This window comes from Chryseobacterium sp. 2987, assembly GCF_031456375.1.
GTDB classification, from domain to species: Bacteria; Bacteroidota; Bacteroidia; order Flavobacteriales; family Weeksellaceae; genus Chryseobacterium; species Chryseobacterium vaccae.
The window spans coordinates 469,287-486,096 of sequence record NZ_JAVDUN010000001.1 but is presented as its reverse complement, the minus strand read 5'-3'; the positions used below and the strand labels follow the sequence as shown (position 1 = coordinate 486,096).

The following is a 16,810-nucleotide window of genomic DNA, read 5'->3' as shown; positions in this document are numbered from 1 at the left end:
ATTATATGCTAAATTAGGGGATTTTTGTGAAAAAGCGAAAGCCAATAGTAGGTTAACTGATAGCTGACAGCTTATACTTCAACAAAAAGCTCTTTATCATAGCCGTTGTATTTTTCATCAATATAACCGTGAGGATTACAAATGACTTCGGTGGCACCGATCTTATATCTGCAAGGGGTATGGATATGCCCGTGAATCCAGTATAAAGGCTCATAATCCATGATCAGATCCTCAAGGTCAGAAGCGTAAGCAGCTGTAAGAGGATCTTTGCTGTAATGTTCAGGAACGGATTTTATACTTGGCGCGTGGTGGGTAACGATTATATTTTTCAGACCCGCTGATTCTTCAAGGCTTTCTTTCAGCCAAAGTTTTGAAAACTGATGAATTTTAAAGGTGTCAATGGTCCTCATTTTTGAATAGGAAGGATCACGGCGGATCATTTTGTAGTCGTTCATTTTTGACTGACAAAGCATTCCGTATTGTACGGGGTTTCCAAAAATGGAAAAGTCGGTCCAGAGTGTGGCCCCGTGAAAACGTATTCCTTCAATATCTACTGAGGAATTTTCAAGAACAAAAACAGAAGAGTTTTCTGCTGCAGCTTTGATCTTATTCAGTGTTTTTGGATAGGAACCTTTATAATATTCATGATTTCCCAAGACATAGATGACCTGCTTATTCTGAATCTTAGATTTGATCCATTCTATCCCTTTTGTCCCCAGGTTAATATCTCCCGCTAACACCACAAGATCTGCACTGCTGAAGTCAAGATCAGTAAATCCGAATTCCTGATGAAGGTCGCTGATGATCTGTATTTTCATACGGCAAAAGTAAAATATAATCACCAGAAGTAAAAATATGGCTAGCTAGGCCGTTATATTAGAAACAGTATAAATTAAAGTACACTTAATCCCTACAGGAAATTAACTCTATGCTGATTATTTATATTTAATAGAAAAATAGATATATTCCTTATTTGAGCAGAGGAAAACTAGATTTTCTCAGCAGATTAAATTGATTGCATATATTTTTATTGATTATAAAACGATTAAAAACAGTATAGTCCATTTTAGACTCTACCGTTGGTTTTCTGGAGGCTGTCTCAAAAGGACAGTCTTTTTTCTTTTTATTCAGTTGGTTTATTTTCCCATTCAAAATTTTTCTCTATCCCTAACCTATTGGTGCTGTATTGAATTTTGGCACCTGGAGGAAGGGTCTCTATAATTTCTTTATTATTTTTTAAAAGTAGCTGGTCTTTAAGCTCTGTAAATTTGTTCATTTCAATTTTTGGATATTGTTTAAATGACGGTGTTAAATTGATATTTTCTTTATAATCAATTTCGATCTTTTCTGCTTTCCAAATATTATACGCCTTGTTATCAACTCTAATATCTAAAATAAGTCCAGGTAAACCATAAAATTTAAATGGCCCAGCAGAATAAGGGAGATCTTTTGCAAAGTACGCAGTTATATTTGAACCTCTAAAATTCGTAGTGGCTTTAAAACATTCATATCCTAAAATTTTCTTTCTGCTGCTTTTTTCTATGGTCCATATCGGCTTGGGAACATTATCATGTATAAAATAGTTATCATTAGGATCATTTCCATTTACAGTACCAGTAAAGAAAAAATCTTTTGTGTTCTGATCCTTGTTTATAGTAGACATATAGTAAAATGCTCTTGTAATTTTTGACGGCTTAAAAGCGGTTATTGTACCGCTCGATGTATTCTGATTTCTGAATTGAATAAGTGAATCCTGTCTTGACATAACTTTATTATTATCAATATATAGGTCTTCATAAAGCGTTGCAATCTCTGAGCGGACGTTTAAATACTTTACGTGGATTTTTTGTGAAAACCCAAGTCCCGATATTAATACTAAGCTTAAAAATATAATGTTTCTCATATTACGTTTAAAAATGGGAAATTAATATTAATTTCCCATATTATTTTTTTAGTCCATTGAAACAATAAAGCCCTTTTTCTGTAATCTGTGGATTACTAAGCTTTGCCACATTTGGCAGTTCTCTAATGAACTTTGATCTGATGTTATGAGATCATATCCCGTAATATTTCCATCACCATCGTAATAGGTTACACTAACTCCACAAAGCTGGAAAGGAACAGCATTAGAATCTTCTTTTTTGGTTTCTTCTGAAATTTTCACTTCATACGTTTTCACGTTTGTTAACCCTGTTGGAACTTTCACATCGGCTGTTTTCGCATTTGCTAACCCAGCAACTCCGAAAGCTGCTAATAAAATAACTTTTTTCATTTTTTTGATTTTTTAAATTATTAATTTCTGTGATTGCAATCTTGAACAAGTATAAGAACTTTTTTTATATCACAATTAAGGGAAACTATAATTACTAAAACTTTTTTAGTTTATATAAAATCAATAACATAAAATATTTTTTTCTTTAGTTATTTTTTTTTAAATACCTTAAAAACGTATAAATTATTAATCAAGAAAATTACCATTTCCGTGATTATTTTCTATCTTTTCTAACCAAAATCAATTCATATGACTATATAATGAATAAAGTTTTTTTCCAGGATCCTTGAGTTTAAATCTTCTCTAAAGTTTGATTCTTTGTATAGGGTTCTATATCCGAGACGATTGATTGAACCGTCAGTATTCATATCGATTTTTTAATTTCTTTAAAGAAAATACGGTAAAAGAAAAATTGGATATGGTTCAAAAAAAGAACCGATACTCAAGCACCGGTTCTTTTATTATATAGTTTGTGTGTTTTTAAGATTATGAAACTGCAACGGCAGTCTGCCTTACTTTTAAGCTTCTGAATATAAAGTACAACAACATTCCCAATGCCAAAACTGCATAACCAATCAGAATCATCAGGCTCAGATCTCCTACTGCATATTTTGATGGAAAGATCTGGCTCATCAGAGTCATGAATGAAAGTCCGATTCCTGCGCCCAGGAAGTAGCTTGTAGAACTTAAACTTGAAGCTACCCCGTAATGAGAAGGTTCAACATCCTGAATTCCCATCACCGAAAGGGCGGTAAAGCAGAAGGTCATTCCTATTCCGGAAATACAGGCGGCTCCCAATAATACTACAGCCAGAGGATGTCCAATATAGACAGACAACAATAAAGATAAAGCTCCAAACAGCATAAAACTCCATCCGAAAACGCCCATTTGGGATGAACTCAGTCTTTTGGATACATGAGGCAGTACAAATTTTGCTGCCAGTGCTGACATAATGCTGAATGGAACCAGCATTAACCCCGCAGATGCTGCACTATGTCCCATATCTTTCTGAAGCATCAGGGAAATAAGGAATAAAAACCCGATAAAAAAGGCCCCTAAAGTAAAGAATACTGCATTGGAGACAACAAGCGATCTATGTCTGAACAGTTTCAGATCGATCAGCGGCTGGGAGACAGATTTAAGTCTTCTATATACTGTTACCAAAAGCAGAACCGACAATACCAGTGAACCCACAATCAGCAAAGGCTGTTCCTGAATGTGAATCAATTCATGAGTTCCGTAGGTAAGGCTTAACAGTCCCAGTACAAGCAGGATTCCTGAAACAAGATCCGTTTTCTGTGTCGTTTCATTTTTCTCATCTAATGGCAGATAACGATAGGCAAAGATCAAAGTGATCAGAAGAATAGGAACATTAATCAGGAAAACCCAATGCCAGCTCATGTAGGTACTGATGATTCCACCAACGGAAAGCCCGCTTCCGGAACCAATGGCGGCAAATGAACTGAAAATACCAATTGCCCGGTTACGTTCCTGTTCTCCTCTGAAGGTGTTGGTTACAATAGATAAAGCAGAAGGCATGACCAATGCCGCTCCCAATCCCTGCAGGGCACGGAATACCGCTAATGCTTCAAAGCTCTGAGAAAGCCCCGCTCCTAATGAAGTCAGCATAAAGATGAGTGCTCCGATCAGAAATATTTTCCGACGCCCTATCTGGTCTGAAAGCTTACCTCCAATGATCAGAAATCCACCGAAAAATAATACATATAGCGTCTGCAGCCATTGTACTGTGGCCGCTCCGATGCCGAACTGCTCCTGGATAGAAGGAATGGTTAAATTAATAATAGCAATATCCAAAGCTTCTACAAAAGTCCCCACCGATGCAATAATTAATATTAAATTCTTCCTTGTATCCATATATTCAAATTTCCTGCAAAATTAAAATTAACAGAACGTATATAAAAATTATATAGTAAATTTGGAACAATATAACATATATATAAAAATAAAAAGAACAATTGTACTTTAACAATCAACTATTTACTTAAAAACAGAACAAATGACTACAGACTCATACACTCCTGACGAAAAAGATCTTTCTATTCTTCGCCTGCTGCAAAAAGATGCTAAAATGAGCGTGCGTGATATCTCTGCAAGAATTAACCTGAGTCCTACTCCAACCCACGAGCGGATTAAACGAATGGAAAAAACAGGGATTATTAAAGAATACACCGCTGTTCTTGACCGAAAAAAAGTAAATAAAGGCATGATGGTGATCTGCATGATTGCTTTGAATGTTCATAACAAAAAAACCGCAGGAAAGTTTATTGAGGAAGTCGGAAAACTGAAAGAAGTGGTTGAGTTTTATAATATCAGCGGTGATTTTGATTTCATGCTGAAGATCCTGGCTCCCAATATGGATGAGTTCCACGAATTTTTCATCAACAAGCTTTCAGAGATTGAAGGCATCGGGCAAACCAAGAGTATTTTTGTCATGAACAGCATTAAAGAAAGTGTACAGATTATCTAGAAACGGTACACAATATTGAATAAGGCAATGATATACTTTAATGTACAAGACTCTATTCTTAAACAAAGTATTAAATTTTATTACTTATAGGTGGTAAACTGAATGATGAATCGGAGAGTAATCTTTAAGAATTTTTACTATTGGTACATTAAAGTACATGATTACCTAAATATATTAACCTTGCGTTGTGTATTACTGTTATAACAGAACCATTTCTCCTGGTATGTATTATGTATTTTTAGAAATAGGTTTTGGCAATTAATTTAAGCGTTGCGCCGTAAAGTAAAAATAATAGTTAGCAGCATCTCTCGTTGCATGCCAAGTACAATTGTACCATTGTCCATCAGGAAAGGTTAACATTACATTAATATATTCGGCTCCATCATTCTCAGTAGTCAGTAAATCATCATCTCCGTCAATATAATTACTATAATAATTTCCTAAAACATTATTGTTTACACCATAAATATTTGCATTGTTTGTGGATAGAGCAGAAAATGTTATATGTAATAGTTCCAGCAGTAGTATTGAAAAATCTAGGAGATACATCTACTCCATTATAATTTACTCTCATAAAATCCATCCTTAGCCCATTAATTATAATAAACTTTGCCTTTTCAATTGCACTGGAAAGTTCATAAGCCGACTGTCTATTCGTTGTAGCAGTTTGATTTACAGCTTTCCCTGTCATTATATTTCTTATTCCCCCATTAGTCGTAAATGATGTTGCTGGTACAACTGCCCTAAACGATTTAATGGCGCCTACCACAAAAGTAGTGTCATTAGTAACACTGGTTTGTTGAAAAACATCCCATAAAGCATTTGAAACGTTATTATTTGAATTTTTAATCACCATTACCGACTCTCCTGATTTAAGAATAATACTATTCGGGCTTGAGGTTGGTCCATTTTGTAACATCTGTGTTCCATTTCCCTTAATAGTTACTTCAAAAGAAGAAGTATTTTTAATATGATATACTCTTCCATAAAAAGAGTCCTTCACTACATCTGCTACTATAGCATCAGGAAGAGTAACTGTAATAGCAGATGAAGCCCCAAATACATTTACAAATTGATCGGTAATAGTTAAGTTAGTACTAACAGCTATCGATTTGTAGCTTCCCGCATATGATCCATTTACAGTCAGGGTACTCTTCGGATACTGTGTATTAATCCCAACTTGAGAATATATGATAGAAGAAATAAGAATAATTCCTAATCTAATAATTTTTTTCATCTTGTTTCTATATTTATTTAATTAACAAAATTACTGAGTTTCAATATTCAAAAAAATGACATATATCTGTCATTTTTCATTAATTTTATTCATTAGACTTAAGAAAAATACCTCTGAAGTAGCATCCGCACTTTTCATTTCTTATCATACAGTAGAAAACCATAAGCGTAACCTGAGACAAAAACCAATACAAAGACATCCTCAGAATTGATTGTCCATACTATGACACATAGTCTGCTGCTTTTCTAAAGCAAGGGATCAACTAATAAATCAGGCAATATTTAAGAATTTTTATTATTGTACATTAAAATATATTAGCATCTAAAATTTACTATAATTGGGCACTTTCTTCAAAGTATCTACCCAAATCGTATCCGGTCCTTTGATGGAAAAACTGGCTGGATTGATATGATAAAGCTTTTCTTTATAATCCTTTTTCTGATGCCTGTAATAGTCTTTGATGGTAGAAGGATTAAGTTCATAGATCGCATTGACGAGACTGTCAATTTTGGTTCCGGATTTCACTTTTTTAGAAATGAGAATCCGGTCATTATCATTCAGCTCAGAATTGGGCAGCGGATTCAGATTTTCTTCTGCTCTGACCATTGTATTATCTGGCTGAACAGTAGGTACCGTTTCCACATTCTCTGAATTTTCAGAAACGGAAGCCTCGGTATAAGGGATTTCTATCTTATGCCCTTTATTAAAAAAAAGAAAATAAGAAAGGTAAGATCCGGCTAAAAGAAACAGCAATACAAAAGTCATTATTTTATAGATCATGGATCCGGACTTTGGGTTTTCTTCTCTGCTTCGGCCAGCATTAAACTCCGCAAGGCTGTTTCCGGAAAAAGAATTCGGTTTTAAAGTTCCCGGTCTTGTCGGACCAGAAGATGATACCGTATCAAGAGAAGGTATATTTTTATTCTGAATGACTACAGAACCCAGTGCTTTCTTATTTTCCTGATATTGTTTTCTGACTATCTCTGTCTTTCCTCCAGATTTTAAGTTATTCACCAGCTCATCTAACTTTTTTGAATACTGATCATATTCCTGACTGATCACCCGGACACTGTCTCTCGATGCCTGAATCTTTTTTTCGTTGTCCTGATGGCGCTGTACATTTCGTTCAATCTGTTGACTGGCTTCGTTGATAACTTTCTGTTTTTCATCTTTCAGACTTTCTTTTTCAGTTTCCAGTTCACGGATCATATTCTGAACTGATCTTTCTTTTTCTTTCTGAAGGAGCTGAATTTCATTTTCAAAGCCGTCTGCGTTCACTATTTTAAAAATCCCTTTCTGTTGTACAAATTCAGCGATCTCACTGCTTTGGGTAAAGTAGATGGCATCATACATATTGAGCAGCTGGACTGCTTTTGTCAGCTTTTCTTTCAATTCTGCCGGATCTGTGATACAGTATACCACCAGATAAGTTTCATTGAATCTGGTAAAATCCACCTCATCAATATCCTGCAGATGAAATCCTAATTTATCAAAGTCTTTAGGCTTCTGTACAGTAAACTGATCAGAATGACCAACTGAAATGACTTCTTCCGTCACATTATTTTTTTCCAGATTTTCATGAAACTCATTCAGGATTTCGATTACGAGGCCTTCTGAGGCCGATTTACCGGAAAACAACAAGCCTGATCCGATAAAAGTTCCGCCTCGGTTTGAATTCTGCTCTTTAGCAAATGTATACAGACAATAAGAAATGAAGCTTGAACCTCCGGCATAGTCTTTCCGTAAAGCATAAATACGGCTGTCAGGAAATAGCTTAATCGCATTTGTTTTCAGATCAAATGTCCGGATTTCTTTCGCTATTGCCGCATTCCCTCCTAACACAAAAGACTGCCTGAATCCATTCGGGTTTCCAAAAGTACCGAATGCTATGAAAAAATAACTCCCATCCATCAGTTTGTAAAACTAAATTTTATACGCTCCCAAAATGTCCCTTCATAATCCAGATCATATCCGGTAATGCTTCTGTACAGCCATTTGGAGAGAACACCCGCTGTAGACAGATTAAGCAGGCTGATCCTTTCCCGCCCTGTGGTATTCTGAACGCTTCCTACCGTATAATAGGTTTTGCTCAGTCCATAGGTATCAATTCTCTGTGATGTCATCGGCAGACGTTCTATAATAAAATCATCAAGTTCTCCGGCATTTTCCACGTCCATTCTTCCGGACTTATCCCACTTGGAAATAACCAAAATGGCATTGACCGATTTCAGGTTTTTCCCTTTCCTTTCCAGCTCATCCAGAAACTCGTTAATCAGGGCATCATCTTTATGAGCCGACTCATAGCTTGTTACGATGATAAACGTGAGTGGAATATTGGCATTCAGAAATGATTCTATGCTGCTGTGATAGCTCCCTCCTCTTCTGATATCTTTATGGTTTTCACCGGATGTTTCCAGAAAAGTAAGATTAATGGGAACTACTTTCTTTGATTTATTGTTAGGTTCAAAAACAAGATCCAGCCGTGTAACCTGATCTTTTGTTGTTCTTTCCGGTAAAATACCTTGTCTGATGTTTTCAAAAAAGTCAGACAGTAACACATTGGCTTCCTTTGTATTGGGTGTTCCCAATTTAGGGCGTACTACTCCGGCGTGGGCTCTGAAATAATACAACATGGTGGATAGGATCACAGATTTTCCCGACTCTGCCGTTCCGAAGAAGAAAACAAAGTTGCTGTCCTTATTTTTAATATCATCCGAAATGGTTCTGGCAATAGGAATAAAGTCTTCCTGAATGTCATTATTATTTTCAAATGAAAGGGGTTTTAAAGGCTGGCTTATGTCATTGTCAAAAGACAACGGTTTCAGATTATTATTGTTGTTATTTTCCATGGTTTAGCTGTTAGGAATTAAAGTATTACCGCTTCTTTTATTTCTGAAGACACTTCCGCCGCTGTTTCTTCCGTTGTCAGGACTTGTTACCAGCAAAATGATAATGACAATTACAAAATCAAGTAAAATACATCCTGCCAGTACAACAAACTGGTACATTCCGAAATTCTTCACGGCGTGTTCAAAAGCAAATCCTATCTTTCCGACTTCCTGAGTTTGTGAAACTGCCGGTTCAAAATGCATTTTTTCTGCTCCCAAAACGTTCTGGGCACGGCTTCCGAGCTTGTTATATTCTGCCAGTGACTCATCAATCAATCCTTGCGACAGAAGGTCTTTATCTTTTTTGGACAACAGTAAGAGCTCCTGTATATTTTTGCTCCATTTCGAGGCTGCATTGTTGATGTCTGTTTTTAAAGTTCTTTCTTCGGGAGACAAATCTGAGATGATATTATCAATCTGCCGTCCCATTCTTTCTGCCAGATCTGCGTAATCATTTCCTACGGGTGTCAGAAGATCAACTTTTTGCCCGGTAAGCTTTTCTATGTCGTTGATGAGAGCCTGAGCTCGGGTTCCGATACCTTTGTTACCCGGATCTTTGATCTGTTCCATCAGCTGTTTTTTCTTGATCTCGATATTCTGTGTGGTTGCCTTGTTGTATTTGTAGCTTAACCTTGATTCTACGTCACTTTCCAAAGCGGTATAGAGTTTATTAATTTCCCGCAGTTCATTGGTGTAAATATCTGTTTTCATAAACCGGGTGTAGAGCGCGTTAAAGTTGGCAATAAAGCAGAATGATGCTATAAAAATATAGATCCCGACCAGACTTCCGGTAGGTTTTCCTTCGAGTTTGGCGTTTCTGAGCATCCAGCACAGAAAAAGAAGCAGCAGAGACAAAACGAGAGCAATAATAAACGAGGCGGGGCCAAAGATCTGCTGTAATCCAAGCCAGGTCTGATAAAAGCTTACGCTGATGAGAAGCAGTGCGAGAATCCCCAGAAAGAGATCCGCAGGTGTGGTTTTTTTATTCATAATTATTGAGTTGTTGTTTTCAGATTTTTACAAAGTTTTATAATGCCCGAAACTACAAACAAGCTCAAAAAAAAAATTACGGCTTCCCGTAATTTAGTGTATTTATTCTCCGAATACAGAATCCTGTTTTATGGCTCAACCATAGCCAAACTAATTTTTTTAATATAATCTATAACTTCATCAAAGCTCTGAAAACGCCCAGTTTCATTACCCGACTCTTCATCTTCAGCAATAAAAACATCTTCATAAGGAACCAGCTTCAAACTTTCATTACCGACAAGGATTGACGGACTGTTTTCCCAGCCTTTGGTACGACGGGATAGGACAGCATCATTATCATGGAAATAGGTAAACTTCATATATTCACAGAGCAGATCGTTAAAATAGCCACCTGTAGTGCTTGCATTTAATTGGTAACCATATTTTTCATTAGCCAGCCTTATAAAACCATAATCTCCATATTTAAATAATTTCTTACAATAGATATACAGCTGATGATATTTTAAGTCTGACAGCTTTTGACTTATATAAGTTGTTTCCGGATTTTGTCTGATATACCGATCTATTATCAGTTGCAAAGAGTTCTTTATATCCGAATCATCATAGAGCGGATCATCAACTAAAGAGATCAGTATTTGATTTTTTTTGCTATCTGTAAGGAACCCCAGCCAGTTTTCTCTTCTGGATCTATATGTTTCACCATCATTTTTGAAAAATGATCTTTTACCTCTGCCCTTACTTCCGAAATAGTTCCCAAAGGTTAATAAAGCTCTTTGCAGCAGATAATCTTTATTATTCAAAATATCGTTTTCAAATAACGGTTCTATTTTTTTGCTATATGTTCTAAACAGATCTTTATCATTATTGGACATTTTCAGCAGGAATCCGATTTTTCCTTTAAAATAAGGATGTGCTTCTGCTTTACGGATTAATGCATTCCATGAATCTTCAGAGGTCTTATCAGATTCTGAATTGATTAATTCTGATTTTAAAATCTCCTCTTCTATCTGATCTTTAGTGAAAACAGATATGAATGTATTCGCATTGACATCTGAAAGCCATTGATGAGTGTTCCTATTATGTTCCTTAATATATCTATTTATTTTTTTTATATCTCTCAGAGCATTTTTATAAAGTTGGGGACTATCAAAAGTTTGATTGTTATATAAATTAGATAACACCCTGTAATATTCATTAAAATGGTCTTTATCAAAAGCCGAATCAGAATTGGCTTCTATGAAAGCTATAATACTATAATTTTTAATCAAATCAGTCCATGCTATTTTCGATGTATTATTAAACAGGAATCTGAAAAACCCAGAAACTTCTCCTCCATAATCTTCCATTTCGAAAATATTTTCTGAACAGTAATTTAAAACATCAAAATAACATCCAAGTTTATCTTTGAAATCATTCTGATAAATCATTTCAAAATCGAAATCTGCCGTATTATTCATAATATCCTCAATAACCTCTCTATTTTTACCTTCTTTAAAAGCAGAATTAACCAAATCGGTTTTTAACACCAGGTCGGTTACGTATACAATTTTAAAGAAATTAAAGTAGGCCATGTCTATTTCAAAAACCGTTTCCTTCTTGTAAGTCCAGAACAGATCATTCCATTCAACATCAAACTTCAGGGAATCTTTTTCCCACCTTTCTTCACTGACCCATTTTTCATGTTCAATCTTTCCAAACAGCCAGGCTTTAAAGTTTTCAAATTCACTAAGCTCTTTTCCGCGGGCATTCATTTTCACGTACAAATCATCAGACAGACTGAAGTTTTTAAGATTAAGAAAATCAAAATGCAGAATTTCCTGGCCTGTAAGGTTGTTCCAGATCAGTTGATAATCCGGCAGCTCAGTCTTCTTTTTAAAGTAACGGTGTATTTCTTCCAGCACATTCAGCATAGATTTTACAGTAGGATCATCCAGCCATGTATTAGAAAATGTTTCATGATTAACGATCTCTTCTTTCAGTGAATCTTCAAAGAGAAATTTAACATCTTTGCTGCAAAGCATTTCTATAAAAAGTTCTGTGCTTTTTCTGGTTTTATACCTAAATCTTTTCAGCAGCCCCAGCTGATCTCTGTTCCCCAACTTTGAAAGAACAAACCAATGGATCAGAAACAAAGCCGTAAGTCTCTGCTGCCCATCTAATGGAATCAGAAATACACTTTGTCCGTTATCATTGCTTTTGGTAGTAACACCAGTTTCCGGAACAATAAGATCAATACTGTCCGCATAATCCCGGATACTTTTTAAAAGCGATGTAATAGCCGATGTGTTTTTCCGGATCTCCTCCTCATTCTTTTCCCCATAAATTTTTCCGTAGACGAAATCAAGCCTTAATGGACTGCTGTTCTCCAATGCGGACAACAGTGCAGTGATAAATTTCCTTCTGATCACCGGAATTCTGCCACTATCTCTCCCTTGTGCATAATCTCTCTGTATGGCAGGAATTTCGATTCCTATACCGGTTACTATTTCCCAAAATGTACTATATTGATGATCAACCATGATTTAAGAATTAATTGTTGGTAAAAAGTATTCTAATCTTTCTGCAATAGAACTTTTATATTTTTCGCCGTCTTCTCCCGACCACTGTTCCAGCTTAAGATTTTCTGAAAAGGTTTTATTAAAGGCATTAAGAGTTTCTACAGGAATGAATACAGGTTTATCATCATCATTCCTTCCCTCTCTGTCAAATTCCAATATCTTGTTTCTTTTTGTTTTAAACAGATGATTGCTTAATGAACTGTTGGTATTCCGGTCAAGCAGTACCAGATTTGATATCAGGTGTGTTTTGTCTTCAAAAGACTCTATAAGCTTATCTACCTGATCCTGTAGTTCTTTATCTTTCTTAAGCTCTTCAAAGCTGTTTTTGTTTTCCAGCTCATCTAGAATCGTTTTTTCAGCGTCAGAAATTTCTGTATTTTCTTTTCTGTATTCCAGCTGATCTTTAATCCAGAATCTATACTGTTCAAAATCTTCAAGGTTTTTGGGTTTCTGCGGAACAATATGTTCTATGCTCCATTTCTCATTGACATACAGCTCAAACGGAAATTTATTCGCTGACATTTTATCTACATAATAGAGAACATTATACAAAAGAAGTACGTTTTGGGTTTGTTTGTAAAAATCATCATAATGAAGATTTTCTACAGCATAAGCCAGAATATCACGATCGTCTTTTCTGAATGTTTTTCCAAATTTCTCTTTGACTCTGTCTTTAAGGTTCTCCTGGAAAACCTTTTTGGTTTTTCCTTTGCTTAAATCCAGAATATCCTGAAGACTGCTTAAGCCCGTCACCGTTAAATAACCTATATAATGAAAGAAAAATGAATCATTATACCAATCTACCAGTTTATTGAAGAGCTGTATAATTTCATCCCATTTTGCCTGGAATGCTCCTTCCCTGTCATCTTTTAGCTCATCGAAAAACTTTTCATATTTGCGGTAAGCTAAAGTATCATCATTACGGGAATTTTGTTTCAGTTTTAAATCAAACAGATAATCAATTCGGGTTCCTTTGTTATATCTCTCTGAATCAGGCTGTATAAAGTACCAGAATGTATCGTCCTGAAGCTTTTTTTCCACCTGATCCCACTCCAGAGCAAAACGATTGATCTTATATTCGGCAACGGCTTTGCTTTCTTTATTTGAAATATCCAGAATAAACAGCGCTTTAATCAATTCGGAAGTTGTTAAAGATATTTTTCCTTTATTGTTGTTCAGAAAAACGTCAATAACTCCATGATCACTTACAGCATCATCTAAAGAATACCATATTACATGAACATGATGAAGCAGTTTTTCGATAAAACATTTCTGTTTATCACTTTCCAGGCACTGTTCAAACCAGTTTTTTATATAATATCCAACGATAAAAAAATGATAAATGTCTACATTATCAAAATGTCTGTTTGCCGTTACAAAATCTTTCCAGCTGTTATTGGCTTCAGCTACATATTTATAATTCTTATCTTCTAATAGATCCTCATTGATTTGTGAAGGGATATAACTGAACATTTCAGTAAGCTTCTTAGAAAGAAACTCTCCGCTTTTTTCCCGGATTTTATAATGAATAGAATACCGGATGATGTCTTCATACGCACCAAGAGAACGGAGATAATGCAGTAAAATATAAATTGTTGTCATCCTCTGCTGCCCGTCAATCACTTCATTTTCGAGAGACAGACTATTTCCTTCATATTCCTGTTTATCGATTCCCAGCGGCTTCAGAATTACAGGTTGTATACAGTAGATTCCTTTTGTATCATCATATTCATTAATATCATTTAACAGTTCAAGAATCTCTTTCTTACCCCATTTATATCCCCGCTGGTATTTTTCTATGATAAAACTTTTGTTGTTTAATCCGCGAACAGGCATCAAAAGCAGTGTATTATCTTTCATGCAGTATGTTTTCAGGTTTGTTTTTATTTTTACAATAAGCTTCCACAGTGCTTATTTGCTAAACTACCGCAAGTATACTCAAAATCTTTAATTCCTGATTACGGGAAAACGTATTTTCTGAAGAAATTTTACAGACCTTTCTTTCCCTCAATCCAGTAAGCCTGTGACCGGATGCATTTAGGAGCAACTCCTTTTGCTTTAAGAAATTTTCGGACCAGGGACATGGTGTTTCCGTTTCCGGTGAGATAAAATATAACCTCATCATTATGAATGGTTTCTTTTTCATCTCTCAGAAAGTCATTTAGGGCTTCTATAATTTCCAATGGGGAATTTTTGGGAGTGTGGTATCCGAAAAGTCCGAATATTTCCAAAGCGGCAGGATCTTCAAGTTCGTGAAGACAGACAAAAGAACCACCTGTTTCTTCAGCCGCTTGTTTAATAGAAAGAGAACTTCCCAACGAGGTTTCATCACCAATGGAAAAATGGATTTTAGCATCGGGCTCAAAAAAGCGTTTTCCTCTGGGCATAAGGATTTTTATGGAATCTCCGGAAGATAAACCGCTGATAAAGCTACTTCCCACGGCATCGGTATCATGAAGATGAAATACCACATCAAAAGTTCCTTCTGTTTTGTTAAAGTTCAGTGGTGAGTAATTCCGGAAGTCCCTTTCATTCACCCGGATTCCGATGGCATAGGCAGGTTCAAAATCAACATTAATCAGATCGGTGCTGAAACGAAGTCTGCGAAGGTTCTCTGAAACAGACTCTATATGGGTAACCGTGCATTCTTTAAATTTTGAGGACCAGACATTTTCTACAGTGTCATTGATCCATTTTGGCAAACTTGGCATCTTTATTTTTTACTGCAAAGGAAGCCTTAAAATGAAAATATACCGATAGCTGTTTCGTGGTAATGATTGGACAAAACGTGGTTTATCCTTGCTTTTGATTGGTTTCACGGAATTCTGAAGGTGGTTTTCCTTCTAATTTAGAAAAAAGCCTTGTAAAATAAGCATGATCACTGTATCCAAGTTCATAGGCAATCTCTTTTACAGTAAGGCGGGTAAAAAACAGAGTTCTTTTTGCTTCGATCAAAATTTCCTGATGAATCCAGTATTGTGCTGATTTTCCTGTTATTTCCCGGATCACCTCTGTAAGATAACTTCGTGAAATATTAAGAAGGCCTGCATAATCAGATGGAATTTTCATAGTTTTAAAATTCTTCCTTACCAAAATTCTGAACGCTCTGGTCAGCTGTAGAGAACGGCTTTCGTTTGATATTTCCGGGCCGGTATTCTGAATATAAATCAACGCAAACATTTCCGTAAAAGCATTCAGAAGGGATCTTGTCACCAGGGTTCCCCGTTGAGCAGAGAACACTTCACCTGTACAACACTTATTCAGCAACTCTGCAGAACGATCCAACAGGTCCATCCATTTTTCCTCAACGGGCAATGGTTCTATTTCAGTTAAAGATTCTTCAAACACCGCTCGTACAGTGTCTGGAACCAGATCTACCTTCACGGCTGCAAACCATCCGGAAACCTCCTTCATCAGAAGTCCCTGATGTACCTGGCCAGGCAGTACACAAAACATGGAGGCCCCTTCTGCCTCCACCCTGTTAAAGTCTACCATCATTCTTACATGGCCGCTTTTCATAAAGGTGAAAATATAATGGCTGTCACGATGGACGCCTTTATCCACGAGGATTTCCTCAGAATGTTTGGCCCGATTATCCATCCTCTCAACAATGAAACCCCGCTGTAAGATATCGTCAAGATCATAGGTAGGAATAGATTGTTTCGCTTTGGTCATGATATAAATTCATTAAAAGAAAGAAAGTTAATAATCCTGAAGTGTAGTGCTCTATTTTTTTAAGATCACCCGCTGACTGTATTCAACTTCCTGAGGCTTTTCCGCAAACAAAGATAAGATTCCGGAAAATAAAAAGAATCTTTTTTTCAATACTTTTTTAATGCATTTTCAGGTATTTTTTCATTAATTCTACTTTCAAATATTTTTTTTGGTGCAAAAAACAGCTTACACAAAGGGTTTCAGGAAATATGAAAAATAATCATATAATTCTACATGTTGTGATAAATATTTTGTATATTGCATAAACAAACCAACGTTAAAAATATTTTTTTATGAAAAAGGCAAATAATTTTACTGCTGCAGACATGGTCTCCGGCAAAAGTATTTCAGGATTTGTATAGAGGCTAAAACCTGCTTCCGAATCAAAGAAGTTCAACAAAAAATATACTCTTCTTCTTTGATCATCATGCAGAACTTTCGCTAAAAAACAAAATAATCTGAAACCATCGGTCTGTTTACTTTACAGACACGCCTAGGCACTCTCAGGCAGAGAAAAACTTTAATTCTTTGGGAATCCGTAGTTTCCAATTAAGATTTGCAGGTCACTCTTCAAATCCGGATTTTACCGGAATACAGCTTTGTATTCAACTGGAAAAATTAATCATCAATATCCCTTTTATAGTAAAATAAAATCGAAAAAGA

The 16,810-nt window shown here is 35.8% G+C and carries 13 protein-coding genes and 1 pseudogene; 2 read left to right on the top strand and 12 right to left on the bottom strand.

Features of this window, described 5'->3' with window-relative positions; genetic code table 11:
* Positions 1-71: 71 nt before the first annotated feature.
* From J2Y40_RS02220 to J2Y40_RS02205, 4 genes are all read right to left on the bottom strand, one after another.
* Positions 72-818 carry a metallophosphoesterase gene (locus tag J2Y40_RS02220; protein WP_309996472.1) on the bottom strand — a complete coding sequence of 249 codons (747 nt, stop codon included), beginning with the start codon at positions 816-818 and terminating at the stop codon, positions 72-74.
* Between the two features lie 305 nt (positions 819-1,123).
* Complete coding sequence (locus J2Y40_RS02215) at positions 1,124-1,903, bottom strand: GLPGLI family protein (RefSeq protein WP_153394081.1); 780 nt, start codon at positions 1,901-1,903, stop codon at positions 1,124-1,126.
* 48 nt (positions 1,904-1,951) lie between these two features.
* The gene (locus J2Y40_RS02210; protein ID WP_153394083.1) at positions 1,952-2,272 is read right to left on the bottom strand and encodes a hypothetical protein; all 321 of its coding nucleotides are present in this window, start codon (positions 2,270-2,272) and stop codon (positions 1,952-1,954) included.
* A 486-nt stretch (positions 2,273-2,758) separates the two neighbouring features.
* Positions 2,759-4,147 carry an MFS transporter gene (locus J2Y40_RS02205; RefSeq protein WP_309996466.1) on the bottom strand — a complete coding sequence of 463 codons (1,389 nt, stop codon included), beginning with the start codon at positions 4,145-4,147 and terminating at the stop codon, positions 2,759-2,761.
* A 142-nt stretch (positions 4,148-4,289) separates the two neighbouring features.
* Here J2Y40_RS02205 and J2Y40_RS02200 point away from each other — a divergent pair, with 142 nt between their 5' ends.
* Entirely contained in the window at positions 4,290-4,760 is a 471-nt protein-coding gene (locus J2Y40_RS02200; protein ID WP_309996462.1) for an Lrp/AsnC family transcriptional regulator, read from the top strand.
* A gap of 448 nt (positions 4,761-5,208) precedes the next feature.
* On the opposite strand, the gene J2Y40_RS02195 is transcribed toward J2Y40_RS02200, so the two are convergent.
* On the bottom strand, positions 5,209-5,997 hold the full coding sequence (locus J2Y40_RS02195) for a hypothetical protein (protein WP_309996459.1): 789 nt from the start codon (positions 5,995-5,997) through the stop codon (positions 5,209-5,211).
* Between the two features lie 109 nt (positions 5,998-6,106).
* Here J2Y40_RS02195 and J2Y40_RS02190 point away from each other — a divergent pair.
* Positions 6,107-6,246: pseudogene (locus J2Y40_RS02190) on the top strand (LuxR C-terminal-related transcriptional regulator); the annotation flags it as partial.
* A gap of 72 nt (positions 6,247-6,318) precedes the next feature.
* Here the strand turns inward: J2Y40_RS02190 and J2Y40_RS02185 are convergent.
* From J2Y40_RS02185 to J2Y40_RS02155, 7 genes are all read right to left on the bottom strand, one after another.
* Positions 6,319-7,908, bottom strand: coding sequence for a hypothetical protein (locus tag J2Y40_RS02185; protein ID WP_309996456.1), 1,590 nt, complete (start codon positions 7,906-7,908; stop codon positions 6,319-6,321).
* Positions 7,908-8,846, bottom strand: coding sequence for a hypothetical protein (locus J2Y40_RS02180; RefSeq protein WP_153394093.1), 939 nt, complete (start codon positions 8,844-8,846; stop codon positions 7,908-7,910). The genes J2Y40_RS02185 and J2Y40_RS02180 overlap by 1 nt, the downstream gene beginning before the upstream one ends.
* Positions 8,847-8,849: 3 nt before the next feature.
* Positions 8,850-9,875: a hypothetical protein gene (locus J2Y40_RS02175; protein WP_153394095.1), complete on the bottom strand. Its 1,026-nt coding sequence runs from the start codon at positions 9,873-9,875 to the stop codon at positions 8,850-8,852.
* Positions 9,876-10,003: 128 nt separating this feature from the next.
* Entirely contained in the window at positions 10,004-12,394 is a 2,391-nt protein-coding gene (locus tag J2Y40_RS02170) for a DUF262 domain-containing protein (protein WP_309996451.1), read from the bottom strand.
* 3 nt (positions 12,395-12,397) lie between these two features.
* Positions 12,398-14,293, bottom strand: coding sequence for a DUF262 domain-containing protein (locus tag J2Y40_RS02165; protein WP_309996448.1), 1,896 nt, complete (start codon positions 14,291-14,293; stop codon positions 12,398-12,400).
* Between the two features lie 128 nt (positions 14,294-14,421).
* Positions 14,422-15,144 (bottom strand): FAD-binding oxidoreductase, encoded by a 723-nt coding sequence (locus J2Y40_RS02160; RefSeq protein WP_309996445.1) that lies wholly within the window; start codon positions 15,142-15,144, stop codon positions 14,422-14,424.
* 82 nt (positions 15,145-15,226) lie between these two features.
* On the bottom strand, positions 15,227-16,108 hold the full coding sequence (locus J2Y40_RS02155; protein WP_309996442.1) for an AraC family transcriptional regulator: 882 nt from the start codon (positions 16,106-16,108) through the stop codon (positions 15,227-15,229).
* Positions 16,109-16,810: the final 702 nt, after the last annotated feature.

Coding starts and splice junctions, on each gene's coding strand:
- J2Y40_RS02220 (WP_309996472.1), bottom strand. CDS start 818: ATGAAAATACAGATCATCAGCGACCTTCATCAGGAATTCGGATTTACT.
- J2Y40_RS02215 (WP_153394081.1), bottom strand. CDS start 1,903: ATGAGAAACATTATATTTTTAAGCTTAGTATTAATATCGGGACTTGGG.
- J2Y40_RS02210 (WP_153394083.1), bottom strand. CDS start 2,272: ATGAAAAAAGTTATTTTATTAGCAGCTTTCGGAGTTGCTGGGTTAGCA.
- J2Y40_RS02205 (WP_309996466.1), bottom strand. CDS start 4,147: ATGGATACAAGGAAGAATTTAATATTAATTATTGCATCGGTGGGGACT.
- J2Y40_RS02200 (WP_309996462.1), top strand. CDS start 4,290: ATGACTACAGACTCATACACTCCTGACGAAAAAGATCTTTCTATTCTT.
- J2Y40_RS02195 (WP_309996459.1), bottom strand. CDS start 5,997: ATGAAAAAAATTATTAGATTAGGAATTATTCTTATTTCTTCTATCATA.
- J2Y40_RS02185 (WP_309996456.1), bottom strand. CDS start 7,908: ATGGATGGGAGTTATTTTTTCATAGCATTCGGTACTTTTGGAAACCCG.
- J2Y40_RS02180 (WP_153394093.1), bottom strand. CDS start 8,846: ATGGAAAATAACAACAATAATAATCTGAAACCGTTGTCTTTTGACAAT.
- J2Y40_RS02175 (WP_153394095.1), bottom strand. CDS start 9,875: ATGAATAAAAAAACCACACCTGCGGATCTCTTTCTGGGGATTCTCGCA.
- J2Y40_RS02170 (WP_309996451.1), bottom strand. CDS start 12,394: ATGGTTGATCATCAATATAGTACATTTTGGGAAATAGTAACCGGTATA.
- J2Y40_RS02165 (WP_309996448.1), bottom strand. CDS start 14,293: ATGAAAGATAATACACTGCTTTTGATGCCTGTTCGCGGATTAAACAAC.
- J2Y40_RS02160 (WP_309996445.1), bottom strand. CDS start 15,144: ATGCCAAGTTTGCCAAAATGGATCAATGACACTGTAGAAAATGTCTGG.
- J2Y40_RS02155 (WP_309996442.1), bottom strand. CDS start 16,108: ATGACCAAAGCGAAACAATCTATTCCTACCTATGATCTTGACGATATC.